The organism is Burkholderia sp. Tr-20355 (genome assembly GCF_017104685.1).
Lineage (GTDB): Bacteria > Pseudomonadota > Gammaproteobacteria > Burkholderiales > Burkholderiaceae > Burkholderia > Burkholderia seminalis.
Map to the genome: position 1 here is coordinate 24,424 of NZ_JAAGPK010000006.1, position 23,280 is coordinate 47,703.

The 23,280-nt window shown below is 62.7% G+C and carries 23 protein-coding genes; 16 read left to right on the plus strand and 7 right to left on the minus strand.

Annotated elements, in window-relative coordinates; all coding sequences use genetic code 11:
• The 8 genes from G3N62_RS02590 (at position 1) to G3N62_RS02625 (ending at position 8,508) form a co-directional block, all read left to right on the plus strand.
• The gene (locus G3N62_RS02590) at positions 1-735 is read left to right on the plus strand and encodes an ABC transporter permease subunit (protein ID WP_049036651.1); all 735 of its coding nucleotides are present in this window, start codon (positions 1-3) and stop codon (positions 733-735) included.
• Entirely contained in the window at positions 732-1,499 is a 768-nt protein-coding gene (locus G3N62_RS02595) for an ABC transporter permease subunit (RefSeq protein WP_034190419.1), read from the plus strand. The genes G3N62_RS02590 and G3N62_RS02595 overlap by 4 nt, the downstream gene beginning before the upstream one ends.
• Positions 1,500-1,525: 26 nt before the next feature.
• A complete protein-coding gene (locus G3N62_RS02600; protein ID WP_124671288.1) occupies positions 1,526-2,908 on the plus strand; it encodes an NtaA/DmoA family FMN-dependent monooxygenase in 1,383 nt (460 codons plus the stop codon).
• 102 nt (positions 2,909-3,010) lie between these two features.
• Positions 3,011-4,561 carry a sugar ABC transporter ATP-binding protein gene (locus tag G3N62_RS02605; RefSeq protein ID WP_124671289.1) on the plus strand — a complete coding sequence of 517 codons (1,551 nt, stop codon included), beginning with the start codon at positions 3,011-3,013 and terminating at the stop codon, positions 4,559-4,561.
• Positions 4,561-5,616 carry an ABC transporter permease gene (locus G3N62_RS02610; RefSeq protein WP_049036656.1) on the plus strand — a complete coding sequence of 352 codons (1,056 nt, stop codon included), beginning with the start codon at positions 4,561-4,563 and terminating at the stop codon, positions 5,614-5,616. The genes G3N62_RS02605 and G3N62_RS02610 overlap by 1 nt, the downstream gene beginning before the upstream one ends.
• Before the next feature lie 166 nt (positions 5,617-5,782).
• Positions 5,783-6,853 carry a substrate-binding domain-containing protein gene (locus tag G3N62_RS02615; protein WP_034190422.1) on the plus strand — a complete coding sequence of 357 codons (1,071 nt, stop codon included), beginning with the start codon at positions 5,783-5,785 and terminating at the stop codon, positions 6,851-6,853.
• 50 nt (positions 6,854-6,903) lie between these two features.
• The gene (locus G3N62_RS02620) at positions 6,904-7,434 is read left to right on the plus strand and encodes an OsmC family protein (RefSeq protein WP_049036658.1); all 531 of its coding nucleotides are present in this window, start codon (positions 6,904-6,906) and stop codon (positions 7,432-7,434) included.
• A 342-nt stretch (positions 7,435-7,776) separates the two neighbouring features.
• Positions 7,777-8,508: a transporter substrate-binding domain-containing protein gene (locus G3N62_RS02625; protein WP_124609950.1), complete on the plus strand. Its 732-nt coding sequence runs from the start codon at positions 7,777-7,779 to the stop codon at positions 8,506-8,508.
• Between the two features lie 354 nt (positions 8,509-8,862).
• Here the strand turns inward: G3N62_RS02625 and G3N62_RS02630 are convergent, their stop codons facing one another.
• Both G3N62_RS02630 and G3N62_RS02635 read right to left on the minus strand, forming a co-directional pair.
• Positions 8,863-9,294 (minus strand): GNAT family N-acetyltransferase, encoded by a 432-nt coding sequence (locus G3N62_RS02630; RefSeq protein ID WP_034190424.1) that lies wholly within the window; start codon positions 9,292-9,294, stop codon positions 8,863-8,865.
• A 217-nt stretch (positions 9,295-9,511) separates the two neighbouring features.
• On the minus strand, positions 9,512-9,745 hold the full coding sequence (locus tag G3N62_RS02635) for a hypothetical protein (RefSeq protein ID WP_011549124.1): 234 nt from the start codon (positions 9,743-9,745) through the stop codon (positions 9,512-9,514).
• 729 nt (positions 9,746-10,474) lie between these two features.
• Here G3N62_RS02635 and G3N62_RS02640 point away from each other — a divergent pair.
• Both G3N62_RS02640 and G3N62_RS02645 read left to right on the plus strand, forming a co-directional pair.
• A complete protein-coding gene (locus tag G3N62_RS02640; RefSeq protein WP_124671137.1) occupies positions 10,475-11,143 on the plus strand; it encodes a Type 1 glutamine amidotransferase-like domain-containing protein in 669 nt (222 codons plus the stop codon).
• Positions 11,144-11,353: 210 nt separating this feature from the next.
• Entirely contained in the window at positions 11,354-11,923 is a 570-nt protein-coding gene (locus tag G3N62_RS02645; RefSeq protein WP_049036461.1) for a GNAT family N-acetyltransferase, read from the plus strand.
• Positions 11,924-12,083: 160 nt separating this feature from the next.
• On the opposite strand, the gene G3N62_RS02650 is transcribed toward G3N62_RS02645, so the two are convergent.
• Positions 12,084-12,578 carry a GNAT family N-acetyltransferase gene (locus G3N62_RS02650; protein WP_051701042.1) on the minus strand — a complete coding sequence of 165 codons (495 nt, stop codon included), beginning with the start codon at positions 12,576-12,578 and terminating at the stop codon, positions 12,084-12,086.
• Positions 12,579-13,057: 479 nt separating this feature from the next.
• Positions 13,058-13,957, minus strand: a complete 900-nt coding sequence (locus tag G3N62_RS02655) for a LysR family transcriptional regulator (protein WP_049036458.1) — start codon at positions 13,955-13,957, stop codon at positions 13,058-13,060.
• Positions 13,958-14,137: 180 nt separating this feature from the next.
• On the opposite strand from G3N62_RS02655, the gene G3N62_RS02660 reads away from it, so the two are divergent.
• From G3N62_RS02660 to G3N62_RS02680, 5 genes are all read left to right on the plus strand, one after another.
• Positions 14,138-14,974, plus strand: coding sequence for an alpha/beta hydrolase (locus G3N62_RS02660; RefSeq protein WP_059562159.1), 837 nt, complete (start codon positions 14,138-14,140; stop codon positions 14,972-14,974).
• A 56-nt stretch (positions 14,975-15,030) separates the two neighbouring features.
• A complete protein-coding gene (locus G3N62_RS02665; protein ID WP_124671139.1) occupies positions 15,031-16,377 on the plus strand; it encodes an LLM class flavin-dependent oxidoreductase in 1,347 nt (448 codons plus the stop codon).
• A 29-nt stretch (positions 16,378-16,406) separates the two neighbouring features.
• Positions 16,407-17,396: a zinc-dependent alcohol dehydrogenase family protein gene (locus tag G3N62_RS02670; protein ID WP_034190429.1), complete on the plus strand. Its 990-nt coding sequence runs from the start codon at positions 16,407-16,409 to the stop codon at positions 17,394-17,396.
• 124 nt (positions 17,397-17,520) lie between these two features.
• Complete coding sequence (locus tag G3N62_RS02675) at positions 17,521-18,267, plus strand: SDR family oxidoreductase (protein WP_059562228.1); 747 nt, start codon at positions 17,521-17,523, stop codon at positions 18,265-18,267.
• Between the two features lie 86 nt (positions 18,268-18,353).
• On the plus strand, positions 18,354-19,103 hold the full coding sequence (locus tag G3N62_RS02680; RefSeq protein WP_034190476.1) for a glucose 1-dehydrogenase: 750 nt from the start codon (positions 18,354-18,356) through the stop codon (positions 19,101-19,103).
• A 113-nt stretch (positions 19,104-19,216) separates the two neighbouring features.
• Here G3N62_RS02680 and G3N62_RS35810 read toward each other — a convergent pair whose 3' ends face one another.
• The 3 genes from G3N62_RS35810 to G3N62_RS02695 form a co-directional block, all read right to left on the minus strand.
• Positions 19,217-20,398, minus strand: coding sequence for an alpha/beta fold hydrolase (locus G3N62_RS35810; protein ID WP_049036668.1), 1,182 nt, complete (start codon positions 20,396-20,398; stop codon positions 19,217-19,219).
• A 43-nt stretch (positions 20,399-20,441) separates the two neighbouring features.
• Positions 20,442-21,071, minus strand: coding sequence for a hypothetical protein (locus G3N62_RS02690; RefSeq protein ID WP_049036667.1), 630 nt, complete (start codon positions 21,069-21,071; stop codon positions 20,442-20,444).
• 72 nt (positions 21,072-21,143) lie between these two features.
• Positions 21,144-22,238 carry an NmrA family NAD(P)-binding protein gene (locus G3N62_RS02695; RefSeq protein ID WP_124671140.1) on the minus strand — a complete coding sequence of 365 codons (1,095 nt, stop codon included), beginning with the start codon at positions 22,236-22,238 and terminating at the stop codon, positions 21,144-21,146.
• A gap of 228 nt (positions 22,239-22,466) precedes the next feature.
• Here G3N62_RS02695 and G3N62_RS02700 point away from each other — a divergent pair, with 228 nt between their 5' ends.
• A complete protein-coding gene (locus G3N62_RS02700; protein WP_124671141.1) occupies positions 22,467-22,973 on the plus strand; it encodes a helix-turn-helix domain-containing protein in 507 nt (168 codons plus the stop codon).
• The last annotated feature ends 307 nt before the right edge of the window (positions 22,974-23,280 follow it).

Below are 23,280 nucleotides of genomic sequence, written 5' to 3' on the forward strand. Positions count from 1 at the left end.
ATGGCCGCGGACGACTCGCTGCTCGCGCTGCTTGCATTCGACGACGGTGGATATGGCCGTGTGTTCGCGGGCGCGTTCGCGCTGACGTTCGGCGTCGCGGCGGCGTCGTTCTGCACCGGCGTGCTGCTCGGCATCGCCGGCGCGCTCGGCAAGCTGTCGCGCCACGCGCCGCTCGCATGGCTCGCGCGGCTCTACACGACGCTGGTGCGTGCGCTGCCCGAGCTGTTGTGCCTGCTGCTCGCGTTCTATGCGCTCGCGCCTGCCGTCGAGGTCGCGCTGCACCGCGGCGGCCTGGTGCCCGACGGCTTCGCGTTCCCGCCGTTCCCCGTTGCTGCGCTGTCGCTCGGTTTCATCCAGGGCGCGTATCTGACCGACATTTTCCGCGCGGCGCTCGTCAACGTGCCGATCGGGGAGATCGAAGCCGCGCATGCATACGGGATGACGCCATGGCAGACGTTCACGCGCATCCGGCTGCCGGCCGCCGCGCGGCTCGCATTGCCGGGCGTCGGCAACGTGTGGCTGAACGCGACCAAGGACGCGTCGTTCATCAGCGTGCTCGGCTCGTTCACGGACTTGCTGAAGGCGAGCCAGCTCGCGGCCGGCGCGACCCGTCACTACGTATTCTTCTATCTCGTCACGGCCGCGTTGTTCCTGCTGCTGAGCATCGCGTCGACGGGCATCTTCGCGGTGCTCGAGCGGCACGCGAACCGTGGCACGAGGCGCGCGACCGCATGATCTTCTCGCTGCCGTTCCTGTTCGATACGGTGATGCCGAAGCTGCTCGCCGCGGTGCCGACGACGCTCGCGCTGACGCTGCTGTCGGGCACGGCCAGCGTGCTGCTCGGCGTGCCGCTCGCGCTCGCCGCTGGTGCGCGCCATGCGCCGCTGCGCTGGTCCGCGCGCGGCTGGATCATGCTCGTTCGCGGCACGCCGCTGCTCGTTCAGCTGTATTTGCTGTACTACGGATTCGGGCAGATCGTCCCGCGCGAATGGATGCGCGACAGCTGGGCATCGCCGCTGCTGCGCGACGCGTTCTGGTACGCAATCGTCGCGTTGAGCGTGAACGAGAGTGCGTATGTCGCGACGATTCTGCGCGGCGCGATCGCCGGCGTGCCGGCCGGCGAGATCGAAGCCGGGTACGCATACGGCATGACGCGCGTGCAGGTGCTGCGCCGCATCGTCGGCCCGCGCGCGTGGCGGCTCGCGCTGCCCGCGCTCATCGGCGAGGCGATCCTGCTGCTGAAATCGACCGTCCTCGCGTCGACCGTGACGGTGTTCGACGTGATGGGAACGGCCAATACGCTGCGCTTCGAGACGTTGCGCGTCTACGAGCCGCTGGCCGGCGCGGCCGTCGTCTATGTCGTGCTGGTCGCGCTCCTTACCATTCCAGCCTCTCGTCTCGAGAGGCATGTCAATCGCCATCTGGCGCGCGCCCCCCACGCTCGCGTGCCTGCACGCCGTCGCCGCGCGTCGCCCAACGCGTGGGCGGCACCCAACTGATTCCTGCCCTGGTAACGAACCCCACGATGTCCGATCCTCGCCCCTTGCTGTTTTCCCTGTACGAACAAGCCAGCGTCGGCTGCGGCGGCGCGCCGAGCCTGTGGACCCATCCGGCCGACGAACGGCTGCGCGCGAATACGCTCGCGTTCTGGTCGGATCTCGCACGCACGGCCGAGCAGGCCGATCTCGACATGCTGTTCTTCGCGGACGTGCTCGGTCTGTACGACGTCTACGGCGGGTCGGCCGACGCGGCACTGCGATGGGCGGTCGAGGCGCCCGCGAACGATCCGATGATGCTGATTCCGGCACTTGTCGCGCAGACCGAGCGGCTCGCGTTCGGCGTGACGGCGAGCACGACCTACGAGCATCCGTTCGCGCTCGCGCGCCGCTTCAGCACGCTCGATCATCTGAGCAACGGCCGGATCGGCTGGAACATCGTGACGTCCTACCTGACGAGTGCGGCGCGCAACTTCGGGCTCGACCGGATGGTCGGCCACGACGAACGCTACGCGCGCGCGGAGGAATTTCTCGACGTCGTGTACAAACTGTGGGAAGGGAGCTGGGCGGACGACGCGGTCGTGGCCGACAAGCACGCGCCGCGCTATGCGCGTGGCGACCGCGTGCGGCCGATCGCGCACGAGGGCACGCACTATCGCGTGCAGGGGCCGCACGTCTGTGCGCCGTCGCCGCAGCGCTCGCCCGTGCTGATCCAGGCCGGCTGGTCCGGGCGCGGGCGCGAGTTCGCGGCGAAGCACGCGGAGGTGGTATTCGTCGCGAAGTCGAATCCGCACGAGATCCGCGCCGGCCTCGACGAGATTCGCCGGCTGGCGGTCGAACGCGGCCGGGCGGCGGACGACGTGAAGTCGCTGACCGTGCTGCGGATCGTGGCCGCGCGCTCGTCGAGCGACGCGAAGGAGAAATACCACACGCTGCAGCAGCACTACCATCAGCACGCACAACTCGTCAGCTATGCGGGCGACACCGGTATCGACATCGACCGCTACGCGGACGACGAACCGCTGACGACGCGCACGGAAGGGCTCACGTCCTACGTCGTGCGGCCCGACGGCGGCGGCAAGCCGCTCACGGCCGGCGACGTGCGGCGCAAGTTCGCGAGCGTCACGCGCGGCACCGACCTGATCCTCGTCGGCGCGCCGGACGAAGTCGCGGATCAGCTCGCCGAGCATGCACGGCAGTCGACCACGAGCGGCTACATGCTCAATCCGCTGATCAGCCCGGGCACGCTGGACGATTTCGCCGAACTGATCGTGCCCGAACTGAAAAAGCGCGGCCTGTACCGGACGACTTCGCCGGCCGGTACCTTCCGCTCGCGGCTGAGCGGCCGCGACCGTCTGCCGGACACCGCGCATGGCGCGTCGTTCCGGCAATCCGCATCCGACGAACGGTGACGAGCCGGGCGATACCGAGCTGCTACCAGGGGAGGTACGTGACGTGAATCACGACGTGCTGTTCCGGTTTCAACCACGCCGTGCCCGACAGGGGTATCCGGCATGAATGCGACGGCGAACGGGATTGCCGGTGCGACGCGCGAAAGTCGATCACATCGATCGGCGTCGCCGCCGGTCCTGCGCGCGGCTGGCATCGCGAAGCGTTTCGACGCGACCGTCGCGCTGTCGGCGTTGAATCTGTCGATCGACGCGGGCGAAGTCGTCGCGCTGATGGGCGCGAACGGCGCGGGCAAGTCGACCTTCGTCAAGATCCTGAGCGGCGCGCTGCGCCCGGACGGCGGCACGCTGACACTGCGCGGCGAACCGTATCGACCGGCGTCGCCGCACGCCGCCAAGCGGCTTGGTGTCGCGACCGTCCACCAGTCGGTCGTCGACGCGGTCGTGCCGACGCTGTCGATCGCCGACAACCTGCTGCTCGACCGGCTGTGCGATCGGGCGTCACCGTGGCGTGCGACGCCGGCCGCACGGCGTGCCGCGGCGCGACCGCTCGCCGAGCGGGTCGGGCTCGACGTCGACCTGGCCGCGCCGCTGGCGTCGCTGTCGCTGGCGGACCAGCAGCGTGTGACGCTGGCGCGCGCGCTTGGCGGACAGCCGTCGCTGCTGATACTCGACGAGCCGACCGCCAGCTTGTCCGCACCGGAGGCCGAGCGGCTCTTCGCGCTGCTGGACGCGTTGCGCCGCGATGGCGTGGCGATCCTGCTGGTGTCGCATCGGCTCGGCGATTTGCGCCGCATGGCCGACCGCGTGGCGATCGTCCGCGATGGCCGGATCGTCGCGGATCTGCCCGCGCCCGTCGATTTCGATGCGGCGGTGGAAACGATGATCGGACGGCCGTTGCCGAAAACGCGTGAGCCGGCACCGGCCCGCGCCGCGGCGCCCGAGTCGGACGCCGCGTTCAGCATGCGGCGTATTCGGCTGACGCCGGCCAGCACGCCGTTCGACCTCGATGTCCGGCACGGCGAGATCGTCGCGATCGCGGGCCCGGTCGGCGGCGGCAAGTCGCGTCTTGCCAACACGATCTTCGGCGCCGCGCGGGCGGTGTCCGGCGACATGACGCTCGACGGCCGCCCGTGGCGCCCGCGTTCGCCGGCCGATGCGATTCGCGCCGGCGTCTTCCTGGCCGGCGAGGACCGTTGGCGCACGTCGCTGTTTCCCGACAGCGTGCCGTTCGCGTCGATCGCGGGCACGATCGGTTTTCCGTTTCTGGCGCGCTGGTTCGCGCGCGGCCCGGTGGGCAGGGCGCGTGAACGCGCGGCCGCCGCGGAGGCGATCGCACGGTTCGGCATCCGCTGCACCGGCCCGGACGATCGCGTGGTCCGCCTGTCGGGCGGCAATCAGCAGAAGGTCGTGCTCGCACGCTGGCATGCCGAACCCGCGCGGCTGTTGCTGCTCGACGAGCCGTTTCAGGGCATCGATGCCGGCGCGCGGGCCGATATCGTCGATACGCTGCGGCGTCACGCGCATGCCCGTGCGACGATCGTGTTCGTCAGCGATGTGGAAGAAGCTGCCGAGATCGCCGACCGTATCGTGCGGTTCGATCGCGCGACGCTCGATGACCTGCCTTCGACATCCTCCACCCTGAGCGCCCCCTGATGAAAACCGTGACTTCTTCCACCGAGCACGATGCCGCACCCGTCGAACGGCCGCGCGCCGCGCCGGCCCGCATCCGCGACGCTCTCGAGCGCACCGGCATCCTGCTCGTGCTGGTCCTGCTGGTGATCGGCTTCGCGCTCAGGGAACCCGCGTTCCTGAACGTCGACAATCTGTTCAGTATCCTGCAGTCGGTGTCGATCGTCGCGTTGCTCGGCGTCGGCGTGACGATCACGCTCGCGGCCGGCGGTTTCGACCTGTCGGTCGGCAGCGTGGCCGCGACCGCGCAGATGGCCGCCAGCTATGTGCTGGTCGTGTGGCACGGCAGCACGCTGGCGGCGGTCATCGCCTGCGTGACGCTCGGCATGGCCGCCGGGTGGTTCAACGGCGTGTTGATCACGCGCCTGCGCGTGCCCGACCAGCTCGCGACGCTCGGCACCTTGTTCCTGATGGCCGGCCTGCAATTGATTCCGACCGGTGGCCGTTCGCTCGCGACCGGCTCGGTGCTGCCCGACGGTACGGATGCAACCGGCGTGTTCCCCGACGCGTTTCTCGCGCTCGGCCGGTTGCGCGTGTTCGACGTGGTGCCGTTGCCGGTGCTGCTGCTCGTCGCTATCACGGCAGTCGCATGTGTCGCGATGGAGGCGACCCGATGGGGCCGCGTGATCTATGCGATCGGCGGCAACGAAACGGCCGCGCGGCTTGCCGGTGCGCCCGCCGCGCGCTACCGCGTGGCCGCGTATGTCGTATCGGGTGCGATCGCGTCGCTGGGCGGCGTATTGATCGCCGCGCGGGTCGGTCGAGGCGACGTGAGCGCCGGCCACTCGCTGCTGCTCGATGCGGTGGCCGCCGCGCTGATCGGCTACGCGGTATGGGGCGCGAAGCGGCCCAACGTGTTTGGGACCGTCGTCGGCGCGGTATTCGTCGGTGTGCTGCTCAACGGGCTGACGATGCTGAATGCCCCGTACTACATGCAGGATTTCATCAAGGGGGCGCTGCTCGTGCTCGCGCTGGCGTTCACGTTCGGCATCGGGCGTCGGACGGATGCGCGCGCGTGACGCACGTGCCGTCATGCGTCGCAGCGGCTCGCATGGATCGGCCGGCTCGCGGAACGGTAACGGTTTGCCATCCGAAGTGATATCCATTTTCGAATCGCTCGGTTTGAGTTTGCATGCGGCGCTGATAGATTGAGCCGATATTGTCCAATGTGGAGACAGGCTCGCCATGCGCTCGTTGCTTCGCCGGAAATCGCGCGTCGATCTGAAGATCGGTGCGCTCGTGCTGTGTTTCGCGACTGCGCTGGGCGTACCCGCCGTGCAGGCCGGTCCGCTCAAGGGGGCGCCCGCGCCGTTCGACAAGGGCGGCGTGAAGATCGCGCTGGTCAACTATCTGTCCACCGGCGACTTCTTCCAGGCGTACGAGGCCGGCGCGCAGAAGCAGGCGCGTGCGCTCGGCATCGACCTGCGCATCTACGAGGGCCGGCAGGATGCGGCCGAGCAGCGCGAGCAGATCCAGCAGGCGATCAGCGTCGGGGTGTCCGCGATCATCGTCAATCACGGCCTGCCGGAGTCGCTGAAGGACGTCGTGCAGCGTGCGCTGGACAAGGGCATCAAGGTCGTTGCGTTCGACGTCGATCTCGGCAACCCGAAGGTGCCGCAGATCGAGCAGAACGATCGCGACCTCGCGAACCTGCTGCTCGGGCAGGCCGTCAAGGACAACGGCGACGCGTTTTCGGCCGGGTACGTCTACGTTGCCGGTTTTGCGCCGCTCGACCGCCGCGACGCCGCGTGGCGCGACTTCAAGCGCGCGCACCCGAAGGTGCAGGAGAAGGCGCGCTGGGGCACCGTCGACACGCCGATCGCGCAATCGGTCGCGAATCAGGCGGCCGCGGCGTACCGAGCGAATCCGGATATTCGCGTCGTCTTTGCGCCTTACGACGAGTTCGCGCGCGGCGCGAAGCTCGCCGCGGACGAAGCGAAGCTGTCGTCGAAGATCCGCATCTACAGTGCCGACATCTCGACGGCCGACATCGAGGCGATTCGTGCGCCCAACAGCGCGTGGGTCGCGACGGCCGCGACCAATCCTGCGGTCGTCGGCGCCGTGTCGGTGCGCGCGGCCGCACTGCTGGTCGCCGGCCAGAACCCGGGCGCGCGCATCGCGGTCAAGCCGACGCTGATCACGCGCGACGATCTCGTGAAAAACGACATTCGCACCGTGGCCGAGCTCGGCGCGAAGTTCCCCGCATTCCGGGCAAGCGACGCGGCGACTGCCGCATGGATTCCGGCGGTCGACTGATCGCGTGCGAATGCAGCGAGCGATCCGCGCAATCTACCCATGATTCGACCATGACGACTCTCAACGACTATCTCGTACAAAAGCGCGATGCGTGGCACGCGAAGCAGCAGGCGGCCCGCAACGATCCCGAATTCAAGGCGACGCCGCTGAAGGCGACCGTGCGCGCGCTCGGTCGCAGCGGCGTGCGCGAGATCCGGATTCGCGACTTCCAGGTGATCAGCGACAGTCCGCCGGACTTCGCGGGCTATAACCTCGGGCCCGCATCGCCGGAGCTGCAGCTTGGCGTGCTCGGCAGTTGCCTCACGCATATCACGTTGATTCAGGCCGCGGAGCGTGGCCTGAAGGTCGACTCGATCGCGGTCGAGGTCACCGGCGACCAGCATCCGCTCGCACAGCAGCCGGGGTTCGAGCATGTTCCGGTATTCCCGCACAACATCCGCTATACGCTCGACATCGTGTCGCCCGAGCCGCCCGAAGCCATTCGCGCGTTGCACCAGGCGGTCGAGGCGGTCTGTCCGATCTTCAACTTGCTGAGGCTGCCGCAAGATATCGGCGGCGAATTGAGGCATACGCAAGGTTGACGCGCCGGACTGACGATTCGTTCATGCAGCTTCGCGGCATTCGCATGCGGGTTTCATTGTGATTTCGCGTTTCGTCGTGCCGGGCGCGGCAAACATGGTGCGGATCGAGTCGGTGTGTCGGCGTTCGATAGGCAACCGTCGAGGCATGATCCATATACGATTCGGTATGCGAATCGTTAAGGAGAAGCGTCGCAATCCGACCCACCTGGGAGGACTGTCGGGCAGTATTGGCTTGGCTTTTACTGATGGATTCCGCTCAGGAACGAACATCCGTGTGTATGGGTAGAATCATGACCAATCGGCGCCAGATGCGGTGGCCGTCCCATTTCGCGAGACATGGCGATGAAGGTAACGATTGCGTACATCGACGAACCCCCTTTTGGATGGACGGAACCCGGAGGAACTGCTTCGGGTGCCGATATTGAATTGGCCGGTGTCGTTCTTCGGGCGATTGGCGTCACGCGGATCGAGCATCGCCTGACGACATTCAGTGAACTGCTGCCCGGCGTTGCAACTGGACGCTGGGATATGAACGTTCCGCTCTTCATTACGCCTGAACGCGCCAGATCGGTCGCATTCAGCGAACCTGTATGGGGGATCGGCGACGGCTTTCTGGTTCGGGCCGGTAACCCGAAGGGCCTCAACAACTACACGTCACTCGCCAAACGCTCCGACGCCCGCCTTGGCATCATTGCCGGACAGGTTCAGCACGACTCGGCAAAAGAGGCGGGCATAAGCGATGACCAGATAGCCGTCTTCGCGCACCAAGCCGACGCGATTGATGCGGTTCTCTCCGGCACGATCGACGCGTACGCGAGTACGGCGTTGGGAAATCGCATTGTTGCGGATCGGATTGGAGCCTCAGCGCTTGAGGCCGTGCCGCACGAGCCGGAAGCGAATGGCAAGCGACAGAGGCCCCCACTCGGCGCATTCTCGTTCGACCCGCAAAACAGCGAGTTGCGCAATGCGGTAAACCGGCAACTCCGTTCTTATTTGGGTTCGCCGGACCATCGGGCCAGAATGGCGGTATTCGGCTTGTCGTCCAACGAGATCGACCCCGCTCTCGAGCGGTGAGCATGGCGGCTGTCGACCGATAATCGCCAGTCGGGAGAGCTTGATGGATTGCCGTCAATTCTCGGGCGCCCGTCCAACAATCGATCTCGAACTGATCGAATTGAATGGCTGCCCGGGAGGAAACCGCATGGCCGCTTCGGGTTGCGGATTCAATCGGTCATGATGGGCTGCAGCCGGCGCCACAAGCGGCCGTTCGGCACGAGCAACCAGTTTGTTGACAATCGGCGCGTGTTGTTTCGCTGGGGGGCGGGTTTCGAGCGGATCGTTTGCGGAAGTTCGACGACGCGGGACGAACGACGACCGACTGCGGCGGTCGGAGGCCCGGGTTCGACATTCCTGCGTCTCGTCGCTCGACTAGAGCACTTTTTTCATCGACGGTGCGGTGTGAAGCACAAAGTTCTGACGCTCATAGAAGGAAACAGCCTCTGGTCTCGCGTCGAGAAACACGGCACTCATGTCGCGAGCCCGTGCGTCGGCTTCTGCATATGCCATCAACGCGTGACCTGTACCGCTTCCCCGAGCTTTGGCAGTTACGACAAGATCATCGATGTGCAGATGCGCTCCGCGCGCCAGCGTGTGGACCGGCCTCATCCCCATGACGCCGAGAAGCTCGCCGTTCTCGAACGCTCCCACGAGCTCGAAACCAGAATGCGATTGCCGCTGCACTCGCTTCAAGAACTCCGCTTCGTCCAGTGAGCGCAATTGGGAAATGACTGGAAAGGCTTGCGCCCATTCTGCCGGGGTAAGCCGTCGAACGTTGACATTGGTGCGACGACTCTGACTCATGGCGTGTGACCCGGGTTTAAAGGATGTGAATTCTTACACACAAATCTGCCTTATCTCACGGCCCGATATCCGCTAGCGAGAAAGACGAAGGACTGTTGTGGGTCGATCTCCGCCGGTCGCGTATCACAAGGTGTCGGCCGGCCACGTTCGGCCACGAACGGCCGTTCGACACAGCTTTTTAGATCGTCGACAATCGGTGCAGGTAAGGGCGTAGCTTTTAGCGGTTACCGTCGATCAGATCGTTCAGCAGCGCATCGAACGCGGCCTGTGCGTCTTCAAGTTCCTGCAGGGCGGCATCGAAGGTTTGCAGCGCGAACGGCGAAGGCTCGCCGCTGCCTTGCGGCGGAAATTGCTTCTGCATCGAGGCGAACGTGCTCTGCACGCGCAGCGTGGCGGCCACCATGCGCTCCATCGCCTGGGTTTCTTCGGCTCGGGCCTGTTCCGGATTCATTCCACTCTCCTTGGATGGTTTTCTTGAAGACCAGATCGTACACGCTGTGTTCGTTCTTGCCGCCCTTGGCAGAACGACTCCGTTGAAGGTTCCAACGGCACGCTGCGCGAGAAGCGATTGAATCGGGAATGGTTCCGCAGTCGCGTACTCATCGAGCGTGGCTACAAAATCCCGCCTCAGGTCAGCGCCGCCTTGCGTCGAAGTGACGCTCTGAGCAACGTCTTGCGACCGGGTGGCATGATCGGGTCGCAAGACGTGTGCTGACCACGGAGCCACTAACACCCCGACGAACCAGAGGTTTTGAACGACCGCTTTGGCGTAGAGCAAAATAATTCCGTCACTCCAGAATTCTCATGGATCAAGGCCTCCGTCCCGCGAATTGACGACTTTATTGACGGTCCCATCAAAATAATGCCGTCAACTCGCCTACGTCCGCATTAAATTTGTCAATTCGCGTAGTGGAGCAAGGGTTCCGGTGGTAACGTCCTGATTTCTGGACCGATTCCCGGCCCACCGCGCGGCCGGTCGAAGCGCTGACTTCAGACAGGACGCTCTCTGTCTCAAGCTCGGTCATCTATGCTGGATCGGGGTCAACTGCGTCCGCCTGCTCCCGGCCACTAAGAGCCATTCGACCGAAGTGTTAGGATGAACGACACTTCACGGTGACGTGAGCGCGTCGCGTGCCTCGGCAACAAAATCCAACCAGTTCGAAACGAATTCGGGAACCGCATGTCCTTTTATCGAAAACTGGCGTTATACAGTGACCAGGAGATTCCAGCTAATGAAGAAATGGATGATCGCCTTCTACGGTTGATCGGGCGACCGCAGCCAAGGATTGGGTATATCCCTGCGACCAGTGATCTCGAGCGCGCTTACTTCCAGCGTAAAGCTGACTACTATGCTGGGATCGGTGCGAATTTGGCTGTGTACGTAGACCCTAGTCAAGAGACATCGGAAGCAGAATGGAAAACTCTGTTGTCATGTGATGCGATCCATCTCTCAGGCGGAAATACGTTCTCGTTCTTATCGTGGCTACAGCGACAAAACGTACTGCCGATCCTGACCCGATACGTATCGGAAGGAGGCGTGCTGGTCGGTGTAAGCGCGGGTGCTATCTTGATGACACCAAGCGTGGATTCGGCGTTACTGTGTGGCGACGTTCGGGATGAGCCGTTAATCGATCATGCGGGACTTGGCCTTGTCGATTTCCATTTTTGGCCACACTTCAATTCTGACAGTGTTACCCAAGATCAGTTGAGATTGTCTTCTACAATCCCGGATCTCTATGCATGTCCTGACGGTGCAGGGATTGTCATCGATGGCAACGAAGTCGAGCTATTCGGACAGGTTCATCGATACGATTTCGGAGAAATTCGTCCTACGTCGCATGAGGATTGAAGTTGCCCCTTCTCTCGCATCAATTGTGCGGATGGACCGTGTTCGGTTTTTGAATGTTTGCTTCGTAGAAAAGCGACTGTCCCTTGCGGGTCGATCTCCGCCGGTCGCGTATCACAGGGTGTCGGCCGGCCACGTTCGACCATTTTGAGACGCCCGCCGCCGCCGATTAAACTGCCGACAATCATCTTTCCCAGACACGCACCGATCAGCATGAGCACAATCAAACTGTTGAGACCGACGACCGCTTTGCTGCCGAGCTACGTTTCGGCGCTTGAGGCCGGATGGTCGCCCGACAACGTGCGTAAGGAGATCGCTGCGCGTGAACAATTGGATGCGATTGACATAGATGCTGAGCGATTCGTGGACGGACTGGACGATCCAGCTGCATCGGGTGGTCCAATTCCTTTACCTGATGGCTCGATTGTCGCGCGGCTCCCGAGCATTGTCCGTTGGATATGGGACGGTGATTTCAGCGGTGCAATCGGATTTCGTTGGCAGGTCGGAACCGCCGAATTGCCATCATACGTACTCGGACATATCGGCTTTTCGGTTGTGCCGTGGAAGAGGGGTAACGGCTACGCCAAGCAGGCGCTCAATTTGATGCTGGGCGAAGCAAAGGGGGAAGGTCTCCCCTATGTCGAACTAACAGTTGATCCGGAGAATATCGCCTCGCAGAAGGTAATCGCTGCGTGCAATGGTGTATTGATCGAGCGTTTCAGAAAACCGGCGGCCTACGGATTCGCCGAGACGCTTCGCTATCGCATCGAATTGGACGACTGAGCGGGCTGTCGGACCCTTTTCGGCCAGGAGCGGCCGGTCGAGGCCGCCTCCACTTTGGCTAACCAAGGCCACGTCAGCCCTCGCTCAATAGTCGTTGTTCGGCAGCTAATTTCCGCCTGCACTGCCTCAAACCGCCACCCGTTTGAGCCATTCGACGCAGCTATCGAATGGGGCGCTCCATGACGATCAACTCTCCGAGAAATCGCGGATTGGTCGTCCGTCGGATTTCCTCAAATCCCTCGCGCTGCCAAAATGCGAACGCACGCGGATTCGTCGAAACGGCCGCGAGTTGCGCCCTGCGGAAGCCCCACTCACGCGCCAGGGCATCGAGCAACGCTAACGCGGTCTTTCCGTAACCACGACTCCGGTACGCATCGGAAAATAACAGCAGTCCGATCCAGACGCAGTCGTCAGTTGGATAGGCGCGAATCACGTCGGCACAGCCAACCATGTCTGGCCCGACGTAAAACCCGAAGACTGATTTATCTCCCCCATCTTTACCTGCAGGCTTGCCGTGGAAGAAATCATCAACATCTTCTTTGGAGGGCGACCGTCCTTCGACCAGTTGAGTATAAGAGGCGGCTTCGATAAAGACGCGCGATACATTCGCGTAATCGCTATCCGAATCGATGCTGAGAGGGCGGACTGTGACCATCTGGCGCTTGTTCGAAGTGTGAGGCGCAATTCTAAGTCGATTTACCCATGAACACACGCAGCACAACATGGCGCTAGCATCCGCTTCATGGGAAGTTGAAGGTCGCTTCCGGGTCGGATAGCGGCCGCCGGTAGAGGCGCACACTCAATCTCCCTTTGCGTGAAAGGAGATTGTCATGGAAATCGAGCGTGTTTTCGTTGGCCACGAGATAACCGGGGTATCGATGTCTCATGTGCCGCCGAGGTTTGAGCCGCGAGCTGACTAAAACTTGGGCGCCGTCCAGTAATCAGAAGATAAACGGAACCTGACGAAGCGCCAGGCGATGCTCTATTTTTGCTCGTGAACCTTCATGCGGCCGCGCCTCGCGCCGGGGAGCATTGACGTCTGAACGTTTCCGGGCCGCTGTGCTCTTCGACGAGCGGTAACCCAACCCTTCACGTATCGACACACGGCATACGCATGACGGAGATGCAGCGACATCATCCGACGCGTGTCACGTCGACGCCTTCGCTAAATTCTTCCAGCAAGAAATTGATGAAGGCACGGGCCGCCGTCCGGGTCGCACGGCCGAGGGGGAAATAGGCGTGCACTTTGGTGCCGACCATCGACCAGTCGGTGAGGATCGGCACGAGTGATCCTTCCTCCAGCTCCCTGCGGCACGCCCAATATCCTATCGAAGTAATACCCAAGCCAGCCTTCGCAGCTGCAACTGCGCCCTCGTTGTCGCTGAACGACAGGTTGGGTTCTATCGGCACGTTGGTGGTGATCTCCTTTTGCGTAAATGTCCAGGCGGTACTGACGGTGGCCGCGGGCCCATAGACGATCCGGTGACCGACGAGCGCGTCCGGCGAAACGGGCGTGCCGCATCGGGCGAGATATGCAGGGGAGGCGACGATCAGTCGTGCGTAGCTCGTGAGCAGACGCGCCGTCGCGTTCGAGTCCGGGAGGGTTCCGATACGGATGGCGACATCGACTGCGTCCCGGACAAGGTCCTGGCGACGGTCGTCGAGCACGATCTCGATCCGTAGCAGCGGATGACGTTCAGTAAAACGGGGAAGTCGGGGAATGATTTCCCGCACGCCGGCACTCGTCGGCATCCCAACGCGAAGCGTTCCACGAAGCTCGTCCTGCCGGACGCTTTGTCCTGCATCGTCAAGCTGATCGAGCACCCCCTCGACGCGAATGAGATAGTCGGCACCCGCCTCGGTCGGAATCACGGCGCGTGTGGTCCGGGCCAATAAAAGCGTGCCCAACTCGGCCTCGATATCGGCGACAGCGCGCGAGGCTTGCGATTGCGAGATCGACAGCTCCCGCGCGGCGGCCGAGAAACTTTGCAGTCGAGCCACCCGGCAGAAAATCCGCAACGCGTTGATGTCCATCGTATTCCTCGTGGCGCCTGACGTTCTATCTATGCAATTTCCGGATAGATCATAACCGGATTTCACGGCTAGTGCACGGCGTGCCCGACCTCTATATTGACTCCAACGCAGCAAGAAACCGTCAATTCCGGCAGGCTGCCACCACCCTGGTGAGCGCGTCGGTGAACAGAGGATTGAACCATGAACAGCATCAGTCACGATACGGCACCGACGCAGTTCGTCGAGGCCAACGGCATCCGCTTCGCCTACCGCCGGTTCGGCAAGCCGGGCGGCTTGCCGCTCGTCTTCAATCAGCACTACACCGGCACCCTGGATCACTGGGATCCGGCAGTGACCGACGGTTTTGCCAAGGATCGCGAAGTGATCCTTTTCAATAATGCTGGCGTCTCCAGCTCCTCGGGCGACACGCCGACGAGTTTCCAGGAAATGGGGGCCAATGCGATTGCGTTCATTCGCGCGCTGGGCCTGACTCAGGTCGACGTACTCGGCATTTCGATTGGGGGCTTCGTTGCGCAGGAGATCGCGCTGCAGGGCGGTGACCTTGTCCGCAAGATCATCCTCGTCGGCACCGGGCATCGTTCGCAGGACATGTCGGAAAGCCGCTCCGCGGAAATCTTCGCCGGCAGCTATGACCCGCCCGAACATCTGTGGCTTGCTGTCCATTTCGGGCCTTCCGAAGCCAGCCAGAAGGCCGGCCTTGCCTTTCTCGAGCGGAAGCTGCGTCGTCAGGATCGCGATCCGCAAGTGAGCGCGCAAACCATTGCCGCCCAAGGCGAGGCGATCGGCAAGTGGCATGTGCCGAACGATAGCGCGCTGGCGTATCTGAAATCGATCCGGCAGCCCGTGCTGGTCGTCCAGGGCAGCAACGACGTCATTATTCCGACGAGGCATTCGTTCACGCTCCAGCAGCATCTGCCGAACGCGCAGCTGATCGTCTATCCGGACTCCAATCACGGGTCGATTTATCAGTATCCGGACACGTTCGTCGCCAATGCGACGACGTTCCTCGACGCCTGAAACCAGCCGCTGACCCGTCAATCGGGCCAGCGGCACCTGACGCGACGGAGCGACAGATGGCTCGTCATCGCCCACTCCACCTCGGTGCATTCATGCGCCCCGCAGCCATCCACACGGGCGCGTGGCGCTATCCGGGCGCCGACCCGCAGGCGAATTTCAGCCTCGACCAGATGCGGCGCTCGATCCGGCGACTGGAAGAGGCGAAGTTCGATGCCTTCTTCATGGCCGACCATCTGGCGTTATTGAATATGCCGATCGCGGCGCTCATGAGGAGCCACACGGTGACGTCATTCGAACCTTTCACGCTGCTCTCGGCGCTGTCGGCGGTTACCGAGCGGATCGGGCTGATCGCCACAGCCTCGACAACCTTCGATGCGCCGTATCACATCGCCAGGCGGTTCGCGTCGCTCGACCACATCAGCGGTGGCCGGGCCGGCTGGAACGTGGTGACGACGGCGAACCCCGACGCGGCCCTGAACTTCGGCTACGAGGCCCAGATGGATCATGACGAGCGCTACGAGCTTGCACGCGAGTTCGTGGATGTCGTCACCGGTCTGTGGGACAGCTTCGCTGATGACGCCTTCGTCAGGGACACGGAGAGTGGGGTCTTCGTCGATCCGGCACGCATTCATGCGATTGGTCACGAAGGCCCGTTACTGACAGTACGCGGCCCGCTCAACATCGCACGGCCTCCGCAGGGCTGGCCCGTGATTGTTCAGGCCGGGGCGTCGCCGGCAGGCCGTCAGCTCGCGGCGGAAACCGCGGAGGTCGTTTTCGGCGCTCCGCCGACGATGGAGGCCGCACGCAGCTTCAATGCCGATGTTCGTGCGCGCATGGCTGCGATCGGGCGCACACCCGACATGCTGCGTTACCTGCCCGGTGCTTTTGTCGTCGTAGCCGACAGCATGGATGAGGCGCTCGAGCGACGCGCGACGCTCGACAGTCTCGTCCACTACGACAGTGGTATCGGCTCCCTGAACTCGATGCTGGGATTCGACGTTTCCGGCCATGACCCCGATGGGCCACTGCCGGAGATCCCGGAGACGGAAGCCGGTCGTTCGCAGCGCGAGCGCATGGTCAATCTCGCCCGGGAGAAAGGTCTGACGATCCGGGCACTCGCGCAAGCCGCCGGCAGTTATTCGGGCTTCGCGTTCGTCGGCACCGCGACGTCGATCGCCGACGAGATGCAGGAGTGGCTGGAGACAGAGGCCTCCGATGGCTTCAACGTCATGTTTCCGTGGATTCCCGGCGGCCTCGACGAAGTGGTCGACAAGCTCGTTCCGGAGCTTCAGCGGCGCGGTCTGTTCAGACGCGAATATGAAGGGCGAACACTAAGGGAGCATCTCGGCCTTTCGCGGCCGTCCAACCGCTTCTTTCCGTACGAGCCCGGCGCGGTTGTCTGATCTTTCATTTTTCGATAAAGGATTTCTCCATGGCACGCATCGTCACCTTTGCCGAATATGGCGCCCCCGATGTTCTGAAGATCGAGGAAGTCGCATTGCCGGAACCAGGGCCGGATGAGATTCGCATTGCCGTCAGGGCGATCGGATTGAACCGTGCGGAATCGATGTGGCGCACGGGCGTCTATGTTGAACCGGTCAATCTCCCCGGCCGGCTGGGCTATGAGTCCGCGGGCGTCGTGGAGGCCGTGGGAGAAAACGTCACGCACCTCGCGGTGGGCGATGAGGTTTCCACCATGCCGGCCTTCTCGATGAACGACTACGGCCTGTACGGCGATCATGTGCTGGCGCCAGCAAGTGCGGCAGTGAAGAAGCCATCGTCCATTTCGTTCGAAGAAGCGGTTTCGATCTGGAATCCCTTCATCACTCCATGGGGCGCATTTATCGAAAGCGGCATCGTCACGGACAAGGATACCGTGATCATCACTGCCGGTTCGAGCAGCGTGGGCATCGGTGCGATCCAGGTTGCGAAGCTTGCGGGCGCGAAGGTCATCGCAACGACGCGCACCAGGGAAAAGGCCGCGCAAATCGGCATGGCGGGCGCGGACCATGTCGTCGTCACCGACGACCAGGACCTGGTGGCCGAGGTCGAACGGATAACCGGCGGTGCGGGTGCGACTGTCGCGTTCGATCCGGTCGGCGGTCCCGCTTTCCCCAAGCTGATCGACGCCCTGGCGCCGGGTGGCACCGTCATGATCTATGGCGCGTTAAGCGACGAAGTGACGCCGCTTCCCATGCTCCGCGCGCTCGCAAAGGAGGTCGTGATCCGAGGTTATAACCTGTTCTCGATTACGACCACTCCGGCCCGTCAGGCCAAGGTTGCCCGATTCGTTTACGACAATCTCGAAGCGGGCAAGCTGACGGCAACCATCTCGAAGTACTTCCGGTTCGAACAAATCGTCGACGCGCATCGCGAGCTGGAGAAGAACCGGCACATCGGCAGGATCGTCGTCACGCTGTAGCTTGCGGTTGCCACTTGTAGCGAACTTCCGCTCGACGAAGTTTCAACTTGTAGTTCTGGCGTTATGAAAAACATCCGGGCGATCCAGGTGCCCGCGACTCATCCTCTACTTAATGGACAAAATCATGGCAAGTACACTTCAAGGAAAGATTGCGCTTGTGACCGGCGGCTCGCGCGGTATCGGCGCCGCAACCGCCATCCAGCTCGCTGCGGAAGGCGCCACCGTCGCGCTGAGTTATTCCAGCAGCGAGATCGCAGCCGGAGAGGTCATTGCAACGATCGAAGCGTCCGGTGGCAAGGCGATTGCCCTGAAGTCCGACCAGGCGGACGCAACAGCGGTCAAGGCATTGATTGCGGAAGTTGTCGAACGGTTCGGCCGGATCGACATCCTTGTCAATAACGCCGCCGTGTTCGTGACGGGCACGGTGGCCGAGACCACCGATACATCGGGCTTCGAGCGACAACAGAAGATCAATTACGAAGCCGTGGTAACCGCTATTCGAGAAGCCTCGCGGGTGATGGCGAGCGGCGGCAGGATTATCTCGATTTCGTCGGCGCTCGCCTGGCGATCGACATGGCCCGGCCTTGCTGACTACAGCGCAACGAAGCGCGCGATCGAGGGCTACAGCAAAGGCGCCGCGCGGGATCTGGGCCCGAAGGGGATTACCGTGAATGTTATCGGCACCGGTTCGACGAATACCGAGATGAATCCTGATAACAGTCCCTTTGCCGAGGCGCAGGCAGCCGCCACTGCGCTCGGACGCTTCGGTCGGCCTGAAGAGATCGCCTCCGTGGTCGCCTTCGTCGCCAGCCCTGCGGCGAGCTTCATTACCGGCGCGATTATTCCTGTCGACGGTGGCTACAGCGCGTAACGCAATACGAGCCACGTGACGCAATGCTTGCCGTTTCGTGGCTCCGATAACCAAGAATTTTTATGGACTGCAAAAGGAGTCGGAAAATGAATGATTCGCCCGTAGTACTCGTGACGGGAGCGCTTTCTGGAATTGGTCGCGCAACCGCGATTGCCTTCGCGAAAGAGAAAGCTCGGCTGGTCATCTCGGGCCGTCGACTCGAAGAGGGCAGGAAGCTCGCAGACCAACTGCGTTCGTCTGGTGCCGAAGTGGAATTTGTGCAGGCAGACGTGCGCTTCGAGGACCAGGTCCAAGGCCTGGTCGACCGCGTCATTTCCCGCTTTGGCCGCCTGGATATTGCGGTGAACAGCGCCGGTTACGAGGGCGACCCGGCACCGATAGTTGAACAGAACGTCGATCAATACGCTTTCGTTTTCGATACGAATGTGCTCGGCACGTGGCTGGCGCTCAAGCACGAGATCCGCGCCATGGCAGCCCAGGGCGGCGGGAGCATCGTCAATGTATCGTCGACGATGGGTATTCGCGGCGCCCCCAGGAACGCACTGTATGTCGCCAGCAAGCATGCGGTCGAGGGTCTGACGAAATCCGCCGCGCTCGAGACAGCCGCATTCAATATTCGAGTCAATGCAGTCGCTCCGGGGCCCATCCAGACTGAAATGCTCGACCGCATAACGGGCTCCGAATCGAGCAAGGCCGCGATGCTCGCCACCGTGCCGCTTAAACGTGCGGGAACGCCTGAAGAGATTGCGGACGCAATCATTTTTGTGGCGTCGGAAAAAGCGAGTTTCATGACCGGAGAAGTTCTGAGAGTTAACGGCGGACGAACTGCTGCTTAACCGCTCCGGCCTGGTCTTTCCATGGACACGTTCATCTGTTGCATAGACGTTCGGACACGGTTGTTGCAGCCTCCCACCGCGTGGATTACGTCATGGCCTGGATGAATCGGCTATCAACCGGGCTTCGTACTGCCCGGTTGCAAAGGCATGTCACCGAGCCACTGCATGAATTCACCCACGTGTTGCGCCCAGAGGTCGGGACGCGTCATGGTGAAATGGCCGGGCGACGATGACGTGCCCTGTTGCACCACGTACCGGCCCTGCGGAAGCGTCGGGACGAGTCTCTCGAGGACTTGTAGCGTGTCGGGATTGAACTCGTCGTCGGAAAAATTCAGGGCGAAGAGCCTGGCCTTGATCCTCGAGAGCGCTGGCTCGGGATCGTAGCTGAATGACGACTTCAGCGAATACAGGATGTCGTTCGGGTCGACGTGCTCCGCCTGGAAGCGGGTGGCCGCGAGAAACTTGTCCGCTGCCACGCCATCCGGAATTTCCTGCTGCAGTGCGGGCGCACTGTCGATCATCATCCGCAGCACCCTGAAACCATCGACCCAGCCGCGTGGCGTTTGCGTGTAGTCGCCGCTCTTCCAGTCCGGATCGGAGCGGATGTCGTCGATCACCATGCGTCGCCACAGCAGATTGCGACCTGAGACCGAAATCGGCAGCGAGACCACCGGCATCACGCCGTCCATCATGCCGGGATAGGTCTCCGCCCATTGCCACGCGTTCATGCCACCCATCGACATGCCGAGAATCGCATGCAGATGCCCGATGCCCAGGGTTTCGGTGACCAGCTTGTGCTGAAGATCGACGATGTCGCCGTAATCATAGTTCGGAAATTTCGCCTTCAGTCCGTCACTGGGTTTGCTCGACTGCCCATGGCCCACGTTGTCGGGAAAGATCAGATAGTAGCGCCGCGCGTCGAGCGGACGCCCCGCGTCGAACAGCGCCTTCGTGTAAGTCGGGCTCAGCAGCGTGCGGCTGTCCGCACCGGTCCAGTGCAGGACCAGGACGGCGTTGTCGATGGCCCCCTGTGCATCGCGATGTGGCGTGCCGAGCGTCGCGTAGTGAAGCTTTAGCCGGGCCAGCGTCTCGCCGTCCCGGAACCTGTAGTTGTCGAACCAGGCATCGCTTTGGACAGCCGCCGGATTCACGCGCTGGTCCCAAGGCGTGGCTCCGTTGGCGGAAGCAGCGGACGGCACGTTGGACTGGGCCGCTGCGGTACCCGCGCACAGGGAGCTTGACAGCAACAAGCCAAGCAGCGTGCCGGCTGCGGCACGGGTAAGACGAGACTTCATGATGATTTCCTGGTTGAAGAGGGCGTGTGCGCCCTGGTCCGGCTCAAGCCGTTGGATTGGCATGCTTTACCGCGGAGTCCGGCACGACGGGTTGGCGACGCAGCAGGTCGAACGCCATGATGTGGCTCGCCCCGGAAATACCCACGCCGTAAAACGGGATCAATGCCATCGGCAGCGTCTGGATGCCGGACATGCGTGGATCGTTGAGCAGGAAGCAGGTCAGCCCGGTACCGACCGCGACGACAAAATCGGCAAACCCGAACAGATGGAACGCCAGATATCGGTTGCGCGTCTTCGGCAGCAGCGTGACGCCGAGGGCCAGCCATCCGGCGATGAAGTCGCCCCATCCCGCATTTCGCACGAAGGCTTCCGGCAAGAGGTCGTGCGCTCCGTACCAGAAGAAGACCAGCGCGGCCGCGATGCGCCAGATATGGAATGCCGTCAGCGTTCGCAGCCCAATGGCCTCGATGTAGGCGCGAAACCTTCCGGACAGTGCGTATACGACGACCGGTGCCACGATGCCCAACGCGATCAGCCCTGCGAGCCACAGCGGGTAGACGGCACGGAAGATGCCGAATTCGGCGGCGACGGCAACGGCCAGCCCCCAGACGAGCAGTACGCCCAGCAGGACGCGCGTTCCGCGGCTCTTTTGTGTTTCAATTGGCTGATCCATTTTAACTTTCTATTAGTTAACCTAATTTTCTAGCTTGCTTTCAGGCCAAGATCCGGATGCGTTGCCCAAGCGTTACAGCGCGCCTTTTCCGCCGTCTTCGGACAGCTTCAGAAGCGGTGTCGACTTGAACAGGTTTTCCGGCTGTACGCGCTCCCAGAGGCTGCCTATCCCTTGCTGCCGGCCGCGTTCGTCTTCACGGCGTAGCCACTGTTCGACCGTCCTGATTCGATTCGGATGGATTTCATCGAGCAGCTCGTAATCACGCCGGATCACACCGTGCTTCCAGATGTTCCAGAACCCGGTGAAGTTGTCGCGGAAGCTCATCGTGCTCTTGTCATTCGGATCCGCGTTGTATCCAGCGGGCCGGCTCGCGGCCATCTTGAGCGGGCCGTTCCAGTAGGTGTCCAGATCCGTGTCGATATAGCGCGCCGGATGCCCGGTCACCCGCTCGAACGCCTCGGCCAGTTTCTGGTACTCGACCTGCTCGATCGCGACTTCGAGGTCCAAGCCGTTCGCGCGCTCCGGATGGTCGAACAGCCAGCGTGCGTAATAGCCGCAATCGTCCAACGCGACATGCGGCACCGCGCCGTTGCCGAGCGGCACGCGCCAGGTCACCACGCCGTCCTCCACGAACGGCGTCATCGGCGTCATCGCCGAGATCGCCATCTCCATGTACGGTCCCGTGGTGAATACGGCGGCGCCCATACGGTCCCGGTTCGTCTGGTTCTGGAACAGGATCCATTCGCCGATGCGGCCTTTGCCGTCATAGTGGCCCGCGCGGAAACGGGAGTCGTAGCCGGCTTTCTTGAGTGCGTAGTCGAGGTTGCCGTACACGAAGAACTGGATGCCTTCCTCGAGCGCGATTTCGTAGCAACGGATCGCCCAATAGATCTCCGTTTTCTCTCCGGTGTTGAATCCGTCGAGATTGATGTATGCCCCGTCGCAGCCGCGGAAACCTTCTCGCAGGATGGCTTCATCGGCGAATGTGCCTTTCAGGATCGATACGTTGCCGAGTGCAAGCAACGCCTTGGCCCGCCGGGAATCGGGGTCCCGACTCAAGGCCCGGACGGAATACTTGCCGTCGGCGACGAGCGCGCCGACGACGGGCAGCCCCTGCGCGCCGGTGCCGCCCACGACGAAAATCCTGGAAGTGGCGTGGGAAGTCATGTTCGTTTCCTCGAGTTTGATTGAACGGGCATCCGGACCGGCATCTTCCAACCCGGGGCAGGCCAGTAACTCTTATTATGAGAGTTACTGGCCTGCCCGACAAGTGCTTTTCGGTTCCCGGAAGCAGGGCGAGGCCGTGGTGCCCGCGGGATCGTTCTGTCGAGGCGTTGTTACTCTTATAATGAGACTTACCCGACGACGATCGTCGGACTATTTGGGATACAGCGCATGCGCTCGAAGGGTTTCGATGGAATGGTGTGCCCGATCGCCGGAGCGATGGCGGTGATCGGCGACCGATGGGCTTTGCTGATCCTGCGCGATCTCGTCCTTGGCCTCAGCCGATATGACGAGTTTCGCCAGTCGTCGGGCATCACCAATGCGACACTCAGCGATCGGCTCAAGCATCTGGAGGCCAACGGCCTCGTCGAGCGCAAGCGCTATCAGGTCAACCCGGATCGCTTTGAATATCTGTTGACCCGGAAAGGTTGGCAGATCGCTCGAGTCATGCCGGTGCTCGCCGAGATAGGAGATAGCCTGGGGGTTTCCGGAGCGTCGGCGCCGCCGATGAAGTTCGTGAACCGGAAGACCGGCGCCGAGATACGGTTGGGCTTTATCGATCAAAACACGGGCGAGGAGGTCGGCGCCGCTGATCTGATCATCGAGGAAGGCCCCGGGGCGGACGATTTGCTGCGTTGGCGCTTGGCGCAAGGTGCGCGCCGCCGCCAGCGGGCATGATGAAGACCAACCCGATCTCTCGCGATACACGCCGGCTCCGTTGGTGGGTCGGTGCGTAAGTGCACCGAGCCCGCGCCGGTTCGAGACTAGCCGGCTCAAAGGAGCTGCACCCTGGGAACTGGCCTTTACGAATGCGCGGGTTCGAATGGCAACTGAGGGGCGATCTGCGCTCGGCGCGCGTCTCGGGGCGGCGGCCGGCCGCGTTCGGCCATGAAGCGTCGCTCGACGCGATTGCCTGAATCGTCGACAATCAGTGTCGATGGATGACTGGGGCGTTAGAAAAGTGAAGCTCTACCGAGTTACAGCG